A 15,922-nucleotide genomic window follows, 5' to 3' on the forward strand; every position below is an offset into this window, starting at 1 on the left:
CACTATGACTTTCGAATCATTTGTTTTCAGCGGCACGCGAGATGGGTTCGGCCCGGCGCTCCCCCGGTTTGCGCCAGGGACCGGCGCCCGATGAAGCACGCCAGCCCTCCCAACTTCGACCAGAACGCCTTCAAACAGGCGCTCAGCCAATTTGCCACCGGCGTCACCGTCATTACAACGCGCGCGGCGTCCGGCCAGTTGATCGGCATCACGGCCAGCTCATTTAATTCGGTTTCGCTCAATCCGCCGCTGGTGCTGTGGAGTCTGGCCACGCGTTCGGCGTCGATGCCGGTGTTCCGCGCCAACAGTCACTATGTGGTCAATGTGCTGGCTTCGTCGCAGCTCGATCTGTGCAAGCGCTTTGCGACCGTGAAGGGCGATCGCTTCGAAGGCGTGTCGCACGCGGAAGGCGACACCGGCATGCCGGTGCTCGACGGCGCGCTCGCCTGGTTCGAATGCCATAACCGCAGCCGTTACGAAGAAGGCGACCACGTGATTTTTGTCGGCGAAGTGGAGCGCTGCGGCGTGCACGAGAATGCCGCGGAGATTTCACCGCTGGTGTTTCAGAACGGCTTGTTTCACGGACTCGACCCGCTTTGAACACGCCGCCGCGCTCACTCAGCGATCGTTATGCGCGGCGCTATGCCCACCGGTTTTCTTCACCAGCGAAACCGGCACGCCCGAATCTTCCTTGAGCGTCTGCAGCACGATATTCGAACGAATATCCATCACGCCCGGCGCCTTGTAGAGACGCTGCAGCACGAAATCCGAATAGTGTTTGAGGTTGTGCGCGAGGACTCGCAGCAGATAGTGCGTCTCGCCGGTCACGACGAACGCGCCGACCACTTCCGGCCAGTCGCGCACCGCTTCCGCGAAGCGTTCGTGCCAGTTCTCCTGATCGTTGCGCATGGACACCTGCACGAACGCTTCCAGTTCGAAACCCAGCACTTCCCGATTCAGACACGCGCGGTAGTGTTCGATGACGCCCTGCTCTTCGAGCAGGCGCAGGCGTCGTAGACAGGCTGATGGCGAGAGCGAGATGCGCTCCGCGAGGTCGAGATTGCTGATCCGTCCTTCTTGCTGAAGCACCGTCAAGATACGGCAATCGGTGGCGTCGAGCGAGATCGCGTTCATATTCGGTCTCCCTTTCCCGTTTGAATCAAATTATGTTCCAAGACACGGCGCAGAAGGAGATTTTTTCGCAATCACATTTCGCGGCAAGCCACCTATCATTCCCGGATAGACACAAACCGCCGATGCGACTATGCCAACACTTTGGGACATCACCCCCGCCGTCGATACCGCCACGCCCGTCTGGCCGGGCGACACCCCCGTGGGTATCGAGCGCGTGTGGCGCATGGAGGCGGGCTCGCCCGTCAACGTCGCGCGGCTGACGCTGTCGCCGCACACCGGCGCGCACACCGATGCCCCGCTGCACTACGACGCCGAAGGCGCCGCCATCGGCGAAGTACCGCTCGACGCGTACCTCGGCCGATGCCGCGTGATTCATTGCATCGGCGCATCGCCTGTTGTGACGCCACAACACCTGACCGGCTCGCTCGACGACCTGCCGCCGCGAGTCTTACTGCGCACTTACAGAAACGCGCCGACCGGCGCGTGGGACAGCGCGTTCTGCGCGGTCGCGCCGGACACCATCGACCTGCTGGCGGCGCGCGGCGTGAAGCTGATCGGCATCGACACGCCATCGCTCGACCCGCAGGAATCGAAGACGATGGATGCGCACCACCGGATCCGCGTGCATCGCATGGCGATTCTCGAAGGCGTCGTGCTCGACGACGTCGCGCCCGGCGACTACGAACTGATCGCATTGCCGCTCAAACTGACCACACTCGATGCAAGCCCGGTGCGCGCGATCCTGCGCGCGCTGCCGGAATCGCAATGAACATCTCCATCTGACTGACGGAACACCATGAACCACCGTGACGAAGCACTGGCGCTCGACCGCGCCGATCCTCTCGCGACGCTGCGCGACCAGTTCGCGCTGTCGTCGACCACCATCTATCTCGACGGCAATTCGTTGGGCGTGCCGCCCGCGGCCGCAGCGCAGCGGGCACAGACCGTGATCGGCGCAGAATGGGGCGAAGGCCTGATTCGTAGCTGGAACACCGCCGGCTGGTTCGAGCTGCCGCGCCGCCTCGGCAACAAGCTCGCACCGTTGATTGGCGCGGGGGAAAACGAAGTGGTCGTCACCGATACGATTTCGATCAACTTGTTCAAGCTGCTCTCGGCGGCCGTGCGGGTCGCGAATGCGCGCGATCCGAAGCGTCGCGTGATCGTTTCCGAGCGTTCGAATTTCCCGACGGACCTGTATATCGCGCAAGGCTTGATCGAGCAGCTCGACCGCGGTTATGAGCTGCGCCTCGTCGACGATCCGTCCGAACTGCCCGCCGCGATCGGCGAAGACACCGCCATCGCGATGATCACGCACGTGAACTACCGCACCGGCTACATGCACGACATGGCTGCGCTCACCAGGCTGATTCACGACAAAGGCGCGCTCGCGCTGTGGGACCTGGCGCATTCGGCGGGCGCGGTGCCGGTCGATCTGAACGGCGTCGGCGCGGATTATGCGGTGGGCTGCACATATAAGTATCTGAATGGCGGGCCGGGTTCGCCTGCGTTCGTGTGGGTGCCCACGCGTCATCAAAACGAATTCGCGCAGCCGCTGTCGGGCTGGTGGGGACATCGCGCGCCGTTCAAGATGGATCCGGCGTATCAGCCTGACGACGGCATCGGCCGCTTTTTGTGCGGCACGCAGCCGATGGTGTCGATGTCGCTCGTCGAGTGCGGGCTCGATGTGTTTTTGCAAACCGACATGCAGGCGGTGCGCAAGAAGTCGCTGGCGTTGACCGATCTGTTCATCGAACTGGTCGAAACGCGTTGCAGTGAATTTCCGTTGACGCTCGTTACGCCGCGTGAGCATGCGCAGCGTGGGTCGCATGCGAGCTTCGAGCATCCGCATGGGTACGAGGTGATGCAGGCTTTGATTGCGCGCGGGGTGATTGGCGATTATCGCGAGCCGCATGTGTTGCGGTTTGGTTTTACGCCGCTGTATACGCGCTTTGTCGATGTATGGGATGCGGTGGAAACGTTGCGCGAGGTGCTCGTGAAAGAAACCTGGCGGGCACCTGAATTCGCCGCACGCGGCGCAGTGACCTGAGGAGCCGCGATGACCGATCACATGCAAACACCGGGGTTGCCGGAAGAGAAACCGGCGCAGGGCTGTCCGTTTGGGCATGGGGCTGCTGCTTCTAATGTGGCTACCCCGGCCGCCGATTCGGGCGATGGCTGGCATGATGCGCAGCTCGATTTTTCTGAGTCGATGAGCTACGGGGATTATCTGTCGCTCGGGACGGTGTTGGATGCGCAGCATCCTTTGTCGCCGGATCACAATGAGATGCTGTTCATCATTCAGCATCAGACGAGCGAGTTGTGGATGAAGCTCGCGTTGTATGAGTTGCGGGCGGCGCTGCAGGCCGTGCATCGGGATGAATTGCCGCCGGCGTTCAAGATGCTGGCGCGCGTGTCGCGGATTATGGAGCAACTCGTGCAGGCCTGGAGTGTTCTTGCGACTATGACGCCGTCTGAGTACACGGCTATGCGGCCTTATTTGGGAAGTTCTTCCGGGTTTCAGTCTTATCAGTATCGGCAGATTGAGTTTTTGCTTGGCAATAAAAATGAGCAGATGTTGAAGCCGCACGCGCATCGGGCTGATGTGTTGGCTGAGGTTAAGGCTTCGCTGGAAGCGCCTTCTTTTTATGATGAGGTTGTGCGGTTGCTCGCTCGGCGTGGGTTTGCGATTTCAGCCTCCCGGTTGGAGCGGGATTGGACTCAGCCTACTGTGCATGATGCTTCTGTTGAAGCGGCGTGGTTGGAGGTTTATCGGAATCCTTCCCAGCATTGGGAGTTGTATGAGATGGCTGAGGAGCTTGTTGATCTTGAGGATGCTTTTCGGCAGTGGAGGTTTAGGCATGTGACTACTGTTGAGAGGATTATCGGGTTTAAGCAAGGGACTGGGGGGACTAGTGGGGCTACTTATCTGCGGAAGATGTTGGATGTGGTTTTGTTTCCGGAGCTTTGGCATGTTAGGACTATGTTGTAGTGACTGTGGTTCGCCTGCTGGGCGCTTGGTTGGTCTGTGATCCTAAGGTGTTGGCCTTTCCATGCTTTGTTAGTGGTTTATTAGCGTTGCCCCTGTGCGGGGCGGCACCTACTTCTCTTTGCCGCCGCAAAGAGAAGTAGGCAAGAGAAAGCGGCTCACACCGCTAGCTCATAAGCGGGTCCCCCGCACAGTCGCGGTAGTGGTGCATCTGGAATCTGTGTTCTCGCACATTCCACGTGAGTGACAAAGCGCTCATTCTTCCCGCCTCGCGCTGCGCGCTCGCCGGAACGGTCGGCTCAAAACCCTTGGGCTTTTCTGTGTGCGGTGGGGGCCGTCGGCTTCGCCTCGGCGATATGCCGGCAAACCCCTTCGCATTTTTTAGCCGCCTTCGCCTTCCCCCCTGCCGTGCCGTGCCATGAGCTTATCTCAATGCGCCGTCGCCATCCGTCGGACGGTCGTGTCAAAGCGACGCTGTCGGGTCTGCATCGCCCTCGTCGCGCCAATACGTTCGCGGTTTTCTGATGCCGTGCGTGTGGCCTTCACCAACAGGTCCACTGCATGGCATGCCGTGATGCGGCTTTGAGGAATCTCCTTCGCGTCCAGCGCAATGACTTGGTACAGCTCACGGTCAATCTCGACTTCGCGCAGGTATTCCTCGCCCGTGTCGAGCAGCAGTTCCAGCAATTTTCGCTGTTGCTGTCTTTCCTCCCTCGTTACAGCCGGACTCCTAACTATCGAGTCCAAAAGCGTGACCAGCTTGTCTAGTTGGCTTAGTTGCCGTTCAATCAGTCCGAATTCGGACAGCGCGAGTTTCTCGAATCGAAGTGCGTCAACGGGTGGGCGCGACGTCGTTCGTAAATGCTTGGCGGATTTACTCATGGCGCGATCTCCCTGAAACTTACCTGGATCGCCCGACACGCGCTTGCAAGGCGGTGAGCGGGCACATTGACGGGAATAGCAGACCGGTGCATTTCACCACTAACCGGCGAGCCGCGAGGCTCCCCCGCCAAGGCCCGCCCATGGAAATCAGACGTGCTGAGGCAACCGCATACGGATGTGCGCAAGCATGCGGGGCAAAAGTGCTAACAGGCTGCTATACCCGTTTGTCGTGAAGTACACGACAGAATGAGTTTAGCCACATCGCTCCGCGATGTGATCACCCGAACAAGCTAAAACGCGCGCGATATCAATTTCTGAATTTTTTCAAACATCTGCGCGAATAAAAGACTACAACGCCAAAGAAGCTTCAACCGTGCCCGCTTACGCATCGGATTCGGAGGTGACCGATTCCGCAGACGCCTGCGTTTGCGGAACAACGTTTTCTGCGGGTGTCTCGGGGAATGTTTTCGGCCTGTGGGCCACGACAGCGTCAGCGCAGAAACGCATTGGTTATTGAATGGCGCGGTTGGACGCCCGACGCGTGTGAGGGTCACGCTTGCGCGCGAGATCAATCCAGCGCCCAGCAAAAAAACCTTCTAAACGAGGACCTTTATGCGGCATCGCCGAGGCGAAGCCGATAGCCCGCATCGCGCCCAAACGCCACCACTGGTTTAAAGCAGACCGTTCCGGCGAGCGCGCAGCGCGAGGGGGGAAGAATGAGTGCTTTGTCAAGCACGTGGAATGTGCGAGAACACAGATTCCAGATGCACCACTACCGCGACTGTGCGGGGGACCCACTTAAGAATTAGCGGTTTGAGCCGCTTTCTCTTGCCTACTTCTCTTTGCGGCCGGCAAAGAGAAGTAGGTGCCGCCCCGCACAGGGGCAACGCTAATAGACCACTAACAAACCAAGGAAAGGCCAACAACTTAGGATCACAGACAAACAAACCACCACACGATCAAAGAACCTCACCTAGCCGTATACCCCCCATCAACAGCCAAACAAACCCCACTAATCATAGAAGCCGCTTCACTCAACAAGAACAAGATAGGAGCAGCAACCTCAGCAGACTCAGCAAACCGCTGCAGCGGAATAGCCTTAAGAGCAGGATCCCGCTTAACCGGATCACTCCACGCCAACACCGCCATAGGCGTCAACGTAACCGTAGGATTAACACTATTAACCCGAATCCCGAACGGCCCCAACTCAACACAAAGAGCCCGTGTAACAGCATCAAGCGCAGCCTTGGAAGCCGAATAACTCAAATGATCATCCAGAGCCACGAGCGCAGCTTGACTAGAGACATTAACGATACTACCGGCACGCTGAGCACCAATCATCCCCCGCGCCACATGCTTGGCCACCAGCACAGCGCCTCGCGCATTCACCGCCATCACCCGATCAAAACTAGCACCAGTCGTATCCACAGCCCGCTCAAGCAACGCAATCCCCGCGCAATTCACGAGCCCATCGAACACATCGAGCGCCCCCAACGCGTCATCGATTGCCGCTTCATCGCTCACATCAAGCACTAAAGGCTCGCACCCCGTCTCCTCCGCCAGCCGCGCAAGCTCATTCACATTCCGCGCCGCGGCAACCACACTCGCACCAGACGCACACAAAGCCTCAACCGTCGCACGCCCAATCCCACTCGAAGCACCCGTGACAAGAATCGAGCGATCAGAAAAATCAAAAGTAGCATTCATGATGTCTGCAACCGATGCATGACCGGCTTTAACGCCGGATACAAATCCGTATAAACGCCGAACCGTTGCTCGTACAACGCCATCCGCACCGCGTCCGGCTGCGCGCGTTCGACCAGTGTGACCCAGCCGCGCTGCGCCTCTTCACGCGATACCAGTCCGACACCGACACCCGCCAGCAACGCGGCGCCCATCGCCGCCTCCACATCCTGCTCGATGGTATAAACCGGATACCCGGTAACGTCCGCGATAATCTGCATCCACAAATCCGAATGCGCGGCGCCGCCAACCACGATCAGTTTGTCGTCCAGCGACTGCGCGCCCTTACGTCCCGCCTCGATGTTGTGCTTTAACGCGAACGTGACGCCCTCCAGCACGGCGCGGTACAAATGCGCCCGCGTATGAAACAGGCTCAGCCCGACGAACGCCCCGCTCGCCTTGGCATCCCACACCGGACTGCGTTCGCCCATCAGATACGGCAGGAACATCACGCCATCCGAACCGGCCGGCACCTTCTCAGCCGACTCTTCCAGCAAGCGATGCGGATCGCCATGCGGCGTCGCGCGCGCGGCCTCGATCTCCGCGTGACAGAACTGCTCGCGATACCAGGTCACCGAAGCGCCCGCCGTAATCGCCCCGCCGAACACGTAAATATCGCGCTGCCCGTTGAACACATGCGGCATGCTGATCAACCCATGCCGTGCATCGACGCTCTGGTTGATATAGCCCCAGCACATGCTCGTGCCGATCATCGCGACATGTTGCCCGGCGCGCGTGACGCCGGCCGCGAACGTCGCCATCGCCGCGTCCACGCCACCCGCGACGATCGCCGTGCCCGCCTCGAGGCCAAGCTGCTCGACCCACTGTGTCAGCAAGCCGCCTACCACCTCCGAGGATTCAACCAGCCGCTCCGGCATCATCGTCGCAGGAATGCCGAGCATGTCGAGCGCTTCGTCGGACCAGTCGCGCTTGCCAATGTCGTAGATGCCGCCGATATTGCCCGCCGAACTATGATCGACCGCCACCTCGCCAGTCAGCATGTAGATCACGTACGCATTCGGCGGCAGGAAGTAACGCGTATGTGACCACACGTCCGGTTCATGATCGCGCAACCACAGCATCTTCGTGTAGCCGTAATAGCTATCCACGCCGTTGCCCGTGATCGTATAGAGCCGTTCGAGATCGACGTTGTTGCGTACCCATTCGACCTGCTCGGTGGCGCGCCGATCCATCCAGATCAAACAGGGATAGAGCGGCCGCATCTCGCTGTCCACCGGAATGCCGGAGCCGCCGTACAGGCTGCTCACGCACACGGCTTTGATCGACTTCGCCGCGACGCCCGCCTCCTTCGCTTTAGCGACGCACGCGGCGATGCACTCGACCACCGCCTTCAACCAGACCGCCGGCCATTGTTCAGCCCACAGCGGCTTGGGCGTATCCGGCTGATAGCTCGACGCATGCTGCGCGACGATCGCGCCGTGCTGATCGACCAGCAGCGCCTTGGTGCTCTGCGTGCCGATATCGACGCCGATGACGTAATCCATACTGTCTCCGTTTATATGCCGCTCGTACTCCGACCGCGGTCGACGCTCAGGCGCGCGGCTTCAGCAACACCTTGATCGAATCGAGCGAGTTGGCGATCTTGATCGCCTCGTCCCATTCTTCGAGTGAAAAGCCGTGCGTGACGATGCCTTTCGATGTAACCAGCCCGCGCGCCAGCAGATCGATCGCGATCGGATAGCAGTACGGGCCAAGATGCGCGCCGCGCACGTCGAGTTCCTTGCGATCGCCGATCACCGACCAATCCAGCGTCGTATCCGCGCCGAACACCGAAAACTCGACGAACCGCCCGAGCTTGCGAATCAGGTCCATGCCCTGATTCACGCCAATCGGCGCACCTGTGGTTTCAATATACACATCACAGCCGTAACCGTCCGTGAGCGAGTGGATGATTGCCAGCGCGTCGTCCTGTTTCGGGTTGATCGTCACGTCGGCGCCGTATTCGCGGGCGAGTGCGAGGCGCTCTTCCACCAGATCGATCACCACCAGTTTCTTCGGCGTTTTCAGATGCGCGATTTGCGTCATCATCAAACCGAGCGGACCGGCGCCGGCGATCACCACTACGTCGTCGAGTTGCACTTCACCACGATTGACCGTGTGGATCGCGCAGGCGAGCGGCTCGATGATCGCGGCGTCTTCCAGCGAGATGCCGTCAGGAATCTTGTGAACAATCGCTGTCGGCGGAATGCGCATGTATTCGGCCATGCCGCCGTCGGCGACTTCGCGCTGGAAGCCGAAGATGTTGTGCACCTCGCACATCCAGTACTGGCCGGATTTGCAATAGCGGCATTTGCCGCATGGCACGATCTGTTCGGCGATCACGCGGTCGCCGATCTTCACGCCGAAGTGATCGGCCGCGCCTTCGCCGATTTCTTCCACGAAACCGAAGAACTCGTGGCCCGGAATCACCGGCGCTTTCACCCACGGGCTCGGGCCACCCCAAAACATCTTCGCCCCCGAATGACATTTGCAGTCGCTCGCGCAAATCCCGCACGCGGCAATGCGGATCACCAGTTCGTGTGCGCCCGCGCGAGGCTTCGACACCTGTTCGACGCGATAGTCTTTGGGTGCATGACAGACGATGGCTGTCATGTTCTGCTTGTCGGATTGAGTCGTCATTGCATGGTCCTGCTAAAAAGTAGAAGTCAGTGGAGAGTTACTTTCTGCGGTCGCGGCTGATGTAAATCGCGAGCAAAATGATTCCGCCCTTGATCACGTTCTGCACATACGGATTCACGCCGACCATGTTCAGGCCGTTGTTCAGTACACCGAGCAGCAATGCGCCGATCAACGTGCCGATGATCGAGCCACGGCCGCCGGAGATCGACGTGCCGCCCATCACCACGGCGGCGATGGCGTCGAGTTCGAAGCCGACGCCGGCGTTCGGCTGGCCGCTCATCAAACGCGCGGTCAGCACGATGGCGGCGAAGGCGGACGTCAAGCCGGCGATCGTGTAGACGATCAGCTTGACGCGCGCCACCCGCACGCCGGACAAACGCGTGGCCTGTTCGTTGCCGCCGATCGCATAGACATAGCGGCCGAAAGGCATGCGCTCCAGCAGCACCCAGGCGATCACATAGATCACCACCATGATCACGACGGGCGCCTGCACGCCGAGAATCTTGCCGCTGCCAAAGAAGCTGACCCACTCCGGCAGGCCGTCGATCGGATAGCCGCCCGTGTAGATCAACGCGAGGCCGCGTGCGATGCCCATCGTCGCGAGCGTGACGATGATCGGCGGCATGCCCGCAAACGCCACGAAGAAACCGTTAGCCGCGCCGAAGCCAAGGCCGACCGCGACACCGATCGCGAGCGCAGCGACGGCATTCATGCCGGCCACCATCAAACCAGCCGCGAGCGTCCCCGCCAACGCCATAACGGAGCCCACGGAAAGATCGATACCGCCGGTCAGAATCACGCACGTCATCCCCACGGCGATGATCGCGTTGATCGACACCTGGCGCAGCACGTTCTCGATGTTCGCGCCGGAAAGAAAACTGTCGCTCGCAAACACCATGACGATGCAGACCACCAGCAAGCCGATGAACGGATAGAACAGCGTCGAGCGCTTCAATGCGGCCCACGTGAAACGCACCGGCGCTCCCGGCGTATCGCTGCTGACAGTGGAGGTCTTGGGTGAAGAAGGATTAGGCGTGTTCATGTGTTGCTCCACGAGAGCCGGCAGTTGCATAGGTCATCACGGCGTTCGAGTCGATCGCGTCGCCTTCGAGCATCGCTTCAATGCGGCCCTGCCGGAACACGGCGACGCGGTCGCACATGCCGACGATCTCCGGCAGTTCGGACGAGATCATGATGATCGAGTAGCCGCGCGCGGTGAGTTCGCGCATCAGCAGATAGATTTCGGCTTTGGCGCCGACGTCGATGCCGCGCGTCGGTTCGTCGAAGATCAGGATGTTGGTGTGGTGATTTAACCAGCGCGCGATCACGACTTTTTGCTGATTGCCGCCTGAGAGTGTCGCGACTTCCGTATGCATGGTCGGTGCTTTGACGCCCACGCGTTTCATGATGTCGGCGGTCGCGCGCGCTTCACTGCGCTGGTCGATGAAGAAACGCAACGAGCGATACTTGCCGAGGTTGTTGATCGAGATGTTCTGCTTGATCGAGAAATCGGTGATCAGGCCTTCGGTCTTGCGGCTTTCCGGCAGAATGCCGACGCCGGCGCGCAACGCATCGGCAGGATCGGACAGCTTCGCCGACGTACCGTTGATGCGAATCTCCTTCACGTAAGCGGGATCCGCGCCGATCACGGCGAGCGCGGTTTCCGTGCGCCCCGAGCCGACCAGTCCCGCGAAACCGAGAATCTCTCCTTCACGCAGCGTGAAGCTCAACAGCGGGCTGTCCTTGAGCAACTGCAGTTTCTCCACTTCGAGCACGACCTTCGCATCGGCGCGCAGCGGCGGCTTCGGCGGAAAGCTGTTTTCGATGCGGCGTCCCACCATCATCTCCACAAGATGCCCCACGTCGGATTGCGCAACCTCGGTCATGCCGACGTACTGCCCATCGCGCAGCACGGTAATGCGGTCGCACACTTCGAAAATCTCTTCGAGGTGGTGCGAGATGAAAATCATCGCGACGCCCTGCTGCTTCAGTTCGCGCATGATTGCGAACAGATGTTCGGCTTCGGCGGGCGTGAGCGTGGCGGTGGGCTCGTCCAGAATCAGAATGCGCGCCTCCAGCGAAAGCGCCTTGCCGATTTCGACGAACTGCTGCTGCGCAACCGAGAGCTCGCGAATCGGCACCGACAGATCGATCGTCACGCCGAGCCGCTGAAAAATCGCCGCCGCCGCGCGCCGCATCTTGCCGCGTTCGAGCAGGCCCAAACCGTTCTTCAGTTCGCGGCCGAGAAACATGTTCTCCACCGCGTTCAGATACGGAATCAGGCTGAATTCCTGAAACACGATGCCGACGCCGGCAGCCACCGCATCGTGATAGTTGGTGAAATGACGCGCCTCGCCTTCAATCGTGATCGTGCCTTCGTCCGGCTGATAGATGCCGCACAGGATTTTCATCAGCGTCGATTTGCCGGCGCCGTTTTCGCCGAGCAGCGCATGAATCTCGCCGCGCGCGATTTCCAGGTGAATGCCTTGCAGCGCCTTCACGCCTGGAAAACTTTTGGTGATGTTGTCGAGCTTGAGTATCGTGTCCATCGGGTCCTCCTCTGCTGTCCGTTGCCGCGCTTTCTGCTCAGCGCGGCAACGGACATTCGGCTTACCAGCTGAAACCCTTGGCATTGCTCTTGTCGATCATCTTCACGTCGACCGGAATGGTCTTCGGCACATTGGCGCCCCACTTCTTGGCGAGCGCGATGCCGAGCGCAATGCGCACCTGGTCAGCCGGGAATTGCGCGGACGTTTCGACGAACTTCGAGTTCGGCTTCTGAATCGCGGCAATCGCTTCCGGCGCACCGTCGACGCTGGTCAGCTTGATGTCCTTGCCCGACGATTCGATCGCCGAAAGCGCACCCATCGAGCCGCCGTCGTTCACGCTGAACACGCCCTTCAGATTCGGGTGGGCCTGAATCATGTTCTCGGTGACGGACAACGCGGTCGCGCGTTCCTGCTTACCGTTCTGCGTATCCACCAGCTTCACGCCAGGCGCTTTTGCGAGCGCCGCCTTGCAGCCGCGCACGCGTTCAAGAATCGGCACGACCGGAATGCCGTCGAGAATCGCAACTTCGCCGCTGCCGCCGATCGACTTCGCCAGATACTCGCAAGCCATCTCGCCCGCGTCGTAGTTCTTCGAGCCGACGAACGAATCGACCGGACCGTTGGCGTTCGCATCGACGGCGACCACCACCACGCCCGCTTTCTTCGCCGAGGTCACGGCCGACTGGATGCCGGTCGAATCGGTCGGATTCACGAGCAGGATGTCGATCTTCTTCTGCAGCATGTCTTCCACGTCGCTGACCTGCTTGCTGACATCGTGGTGTGCGTCGGTGACGACCACCGTCGCGCCGATGGAGGCGGCCGCATCGTTCAGCGCTTTTTGCATCGTCACGAAGTACGGGTTGTTCAGCTCCTGAAATGTCATGCCGATTTTCAGCGGCGCGGCTTGCGCGGCCGGCGCGGCAATGAACGACAGGCCGAAGGCGAGCGTCGCCAGTGCGGCCGTGCTGCGTGCGAAAGTCTTCAACGAGGTTGGCTTCGAAAGGGATTGCGTCATGGTTGTCTCCATTATTAAAAGTGAGCACGCCCCTCGCGCTGTGGTGGGACAGCGCGATACGTGTTGAAACGCAGGTGAAATAAAACGCTTCGGCAGGAAGCCTGGGCTTGGGACTACGTCGGTGGATAAGCGGCGGCGCTGCGCGGCAGACCCGGCGCGAGCACGATGGCGGGGGCGTCGTCGATCCCCACGCCGCGGGCGGCGGCTTCTTCGGAGGCGTCGCGACTCGCGTCGTTCAGTTGCTGATAGTGGCGGAATTTTGAAGGCGCCATGCCCTTCACCGCGAGAAACTGCCGGTTGAAATTCGACAGGTTGTTAAAGCCCGCCTTGAAACAGATATCGGTGACGCTGAGATCGTCGTCAGTGAGCAGTTGGCACGCGAGGTTGATCCGCATGCGGTTCACGTACTGCACGAACGGCAGCCCGGTATGGCGGCGGAAATAACGCGAGAATGCGCTGACGCTCTGGCCCGCAAGCTGCGCCAGGTCCGACTCGCGCAATTCGTTCGCGAGATTCTTGCCGATATACGACAGCACGTGATTGATGCGCGTCGACGCGAAACTTGTTGGATCGGCCTGATAAGCCGGACTCGCGAGCGTCTCGCGGTCCTCGGCGTTCATCAGTATTTCGAGCATCGACATGAACAGAACCAGCCGGCGCAGTCCGCGCGCCGCCAGCAATTCGAGGAACAGCGGCTGGATCGCCGCGCTTGTTTGCGCGCCGAACGAGACGCCGCGGCGGGAATCGGCAAGCAGCGCTTCGACCTGACGCCACTCCGGAAAACTGTCGAGGCAACTCGACACGAACTCCTGCCCGAACTGAACGACCAGATTGCGCTGCGCAATCGTCTCGCCCTCCGGCACATCGCTCACCCAGTTGTGCGGCAGGTTCGGCCCCATCAACACGAGGTTGCCGGGCGTATAGCTGCTGATGTGATCGCCGACGAACATCTTGCCGGTCGTCGCCACGATCAGATGAATTTCGTATTCCGGATGAAAGTGCCAGCGCACCGTACGGTACGGATAGCCGTGCGACCATACTTTGAACGATTCGTCACGACGTACGGCCACCAGTTCGAGATCGGGTTGCACTGTCTGTCTCCATGAAGCGGCCATTTGGAGCGCCGCTGGTCTTTCGTCTTGTATAGCGAAAAGTAGTCTTCTCGCGCGTGATCCACCACTAAAAATGAGACCGCGGACCAATACTTTTTTGCATTCGGGTTAATCCTGACCCGTTCGATGTCAAATTTGATGCAATGCAATACGTGCGGCAACGCGCCGCCATCACACCACGGCGCATAGCGAGTCACGCTGAAAAGCCCCGCCGCGCCGCGCTGCGCCACAAAAAACCGTACGCCGTCGCCTTGACTTTCGTTTCGCCGGGTACGATCATTCGCTCACATGCAGAGCAAATGCTCCAACCCAAAAAGAAACGCACGCGACTAGCCGTGCGAGCAAGGACATTCAGGAGACGCACATGAACAGCGGGCAAGACAGCGGCGCGGCCGCACACGTGATCCTGCACATCGGCGCGGGATCGTTTCATCGCGCGCATCAGGCGTGGTATCTCCATCGATTGAACGAGGCCAAGGTGCCGGGCGAGCCGCACTGGTCGCTCACGGTCGGCAATATCCGCAGCGATATGAACGCGGTGCTCGAAGCGCTCGCCGCGCAAAACGGCGTCTATACGCTCGAGACCGTCACGCCTCAGGGTGAGCGCGCCTACGAGACGATTCGTTCGATCGAGCGCGTCGTGCCTTGGACCGAGAGTCTCGACGCGCTGATCGAAGCGGGCGCCGATCCGGCCTGCAAGATCATCGCGTTCACCGTCACCGAAGGCGGCTATTACCTCGACGAGCAGGACGAGCTCGACACCGCCAACCCCGATCTCGCGGCCGACCTCAAAGGCGGCCACACCACCATTTATGGCGCGCTGGCCGCGATTCTCGACGCGCGCATGAAAAGCGGCGCGGGCCCGGTCACGCTGCAGACTTGCGACAACCTGCGCAGCAACGGCGAGCGATTTCACGCGGGCATGAGCGAGTTTCTCGAACGGCGCGGCGCGAGCGAACTGGCGCAATGGTTCGACGACAACACCGCCAGTCCGAGTTCGATGGTGGACCGCATTACACCGCGTCCCACGCCGGACGTGCGCGAGCGCGTCAAGGCCGCCACCGGTGTCGACGACGCCGCTCCGGTGATGGGCGAAGCGTTCATCCAGTGGGTGATCGAAGACAACTTCATCGCGGGACGCCCGGCATGGGAAAAAGTCGGCGCGGAACTGGTCGATTCGGTGATGCCGTATGAAGAAGCGAAGATCCGCATTCTCAACGCGACGCATAGCTGCATCGCATGGGCGGGCACGCTGGTCGGGCTGAACTACATTCACGAAGGCACGCTCGACGCGGACATCAACAAATTCGCCTACGAGTACGTGACCGAAGACGTGATCCCGTGCCTCACGCCGAGTCCGCTCGATCTCGAACGCTATCGCGACGTGGTGCTCGAGCGCTTCAGCAATCCTTATATCCAGGACACGAACCAGCGCGTCGCGGCGGATGGCTTTTCGAAGCTGCCCGGATTTATCGCGCCGACGTTGTCGGAATGTTTCGAGCGCGGCGTCACGCCCGCGGCGACTGCCATGCTGCCCGCGTTGTTCTTCCGCTTTCTCGATCGCTGGAACGCCGGCAAATTGCCCTATACGTATCAGGACGGCGTGATGGATGAGCGTGTCGCGCGTGCTTTCTTCGAGGCGCCCGATCCATTGAAAGCGTTCGCCGCCGACCGTCTGCTGTGGGGCAGCATGGCGCAAACGCCGGAACTGGAATCGGCGCTGGAAGGCGCGTTGGCGCGCGTCGATGTATGGCTCGCCAAACGCGGCGCGGTTTGAACGCCGCTGAATTGATGATTCATAAGGGCCGCGCGCCGCGCGGCATCGAAGCGCGCGCGTGCCACGTTATGCCAAGCCAGGTTC

Annotated in this window: 14 protein-coding genes; 5 read left to right on the top strand and 9 right to left on the bottom strand. The window is 60.5% G+C overall.

Annotated elements, in window-relative coordinates:
- Positions 1–90: 90 nt before the first annotated feature.
- Positions 91–600 (top strand): flavin reductase family protein, encoded by a 510-nt coding sequence (locus PQR54_RS21295; protein ID WP_408249071.1) that lies wholly within the window; start codon positions 91–93, stop codon positions 598–600.
- Positions 601–618: 18 nt separating this feature from the next.
- Here PQR54_RS21295 and PQR54_RS21300 read toward each other — a convergent pair whose 3' ends face one another.
- Positions 619–1,134: an Lrp/AsnC family transcriptional regulator gene (locus PQR54_RS21300; RefSeq protein ID WP_012434188.1), complete on the bottom strand. Its 516-nt coding sequence runs from the start codon at positions 1,132–1,134 to the stop codon at positions 619–621.
- Positions 1,135–1,264: 130 nt separating this feature from the next.
- On the opposite strand from PQR54_RS21300, the gene kynB reads away from it, so the two are divergent.
- Genes kynB through kynA form a run of 3 tightly spaced genes read left to right on the top strand, consistent with a single transcriptional unit; the run spans position 1,265 to position 4,123 of the window.
- Positions 1,265–1,903 (top strand): arylformamidase, encoded by a 639-nt coding sequence (gene kynB, locus PQR54_RS21305; protein ID WP_408249073.1) that lies wholly within the window; start codon positions 1,265–1,267, stop codon positions 1,901–1,903.
- A 27-nt stretch (positions 1,904–1,930) separates the two neighbouring features.
- Positions 1,931–3,181, top strand: a complete 1,251-nt coding sequence (kynU, locus tag PQR54_RS21310) for a kynureninase (RefSeq protein WP_408249075.1) — start codon at positions 1,931–1,933, stop codon at positions 3,179–3,181.
- Positions 3,182–3,190: 9 nt separating this feature from the next.
- Positions 3,191–4,123: a tryptophan 2,3-dioxygenase gene (gene kynA, locus PQR54_RS21315; protein WP_408249077.1), complete on the top strand. Its 933-nt coding sequence runs from the start codon at positions 3,191–3,193 to the stop codon at positions 4,121–4,123.
- 426 nt (positions 4,124–4,549) lie between these two features.
- Here the strand turns inward: kynA and PQR54_RS21320 are convergent, their stop codons facing one another.
- The 8 genes from PQR54_RS21320 to PQR54_RS21355 form a co-directional block, all read right to left on the bottom strand.
- Positions 4,550–5,002 (bottom strand): hypothetical protein, encoded by a 453-nt coding sequence (locus PQR54_RS21320; protein WP_408249079.1) that lies wholly within the window; start codon positions 5,000–5,002, stop codon positions 4,550–4,552.
- Between the two features lie 969 nt (positions 5,003–5,971).
- Positions 5,972–6,709: an SDR family oxidoreductase gene (locus PQR54_RS21325; RefSeq protein ID WP_408249081.1), complete on the bottom strand. Its 738-nt coding sequence runs from the start codon at positions 6,707–6,709 to the stop codon at positions 5,972–5,974.
- Entirely contained in the window at positions 6,706–8,250 is a 1,545-nt protein-coding gene (locus tag PQR54_RS21330) for an FGGY-family carbohydrate kinase (protein ID WP_408249083.1), read from the bottom strand. Before PQR54_RS21330 ends, PQR54_RS21325 begins: the two co-directional genes overlap by 4 nt.
- A gap of 46 nt (positions 8,251–8,296) precedes the next feature.
- Positions 8,297–9,385 carry an alcohol dehydrogenase catalytic domain-containing protein gene (locus PQR54_RS21335; protein ID WP_408249085.1) on the bottom strand — a complete coding sequence of 363 codons (1,089 nt, stop codon included), beginning with the start codon at positions 9,383–9,385 and terminating at the stop codon, positions 8,297–8,299.
- A gap of 37 nt (positions 9,386–9,422) precedes the next feature.
- Positions 9,423–10,427: an ABC transporter permease gene (locus tag PQR54_RS21340; protein ID WP_408249087.1), complete on the bottom strand. Its 1,005-nt coding sequence runs from the start codon at positions 10,425–10,427 to the stop codon at positions 9,423–9,425.
- Entirely contained in the window at positions 10,414–11,934 is a 1,521-nt protein-coding gene (locus tag PQR54_RS21345; protein ID WP_408249089.1) for a sugar ABC transporter ATP-binding protein, read from the bottom strand. The genes PQR54_RS21340 and PQR54_RS21345 overlap by 14 nt, the downstream gene beginning before the upstream one ends.
- A gap of 61 nt (positions 11,935–11,995) precedes the next feature.
- Positions 11,996–12,949 carry an ABC transporter substrate-binding protein gene (locus PQR54_RS21350; RefSeq protein WP_012434197.1) on the bottom strand — a complete coding sequence of 318 codons (954 nt, stop codon included), beginning with the start codon at positions 12,947–12,949 and terminating at the stop codon, positions 11,996–11,998.
- Between the two features lie 113 nt (positions 12,950–13,062).
- Positions 13,063–14,040 (bottom strand): AraC family transcriptional regulator, encoded by a 978-nt coding sequence (locus PQR54_RS21355; RefSeq protein WP_408249092.1) that lies wholly within the window; start codon positions 14,038–14,040, stop codon positions 13,063–13,065.
- Between the two features lie 385 nt (positions 14,041–14,425).
- Between PQR54_RS21355 and dalD the strand changes: the two genes are divergently transcribed.
- A complete protein-coding gene (gene dalD / locus PQR54_RS21360; RefSeq protein WP_408249094.1) occupies positions 14,426–15,838 on the top strand; it encodes a D-arabinitol 4-dehydrogenase in 1,413 nt (470 codons plus the stop codon).
- Positions 15,839–15,922 lie beyond the last annotated feature (84 nt).

Origin of the sequence: Paraburkholderia phytofirmans (assembly GCF_046028095.1) — a bacterium.
Classification (GTDB): domain Bacteria; phylum Pseudomonadota; class Gammaproteobacteria; order Burkholderiales; family Burkholderiaceae; genus Paraburkholderia; species Paraburkholderia phytofirmans_A.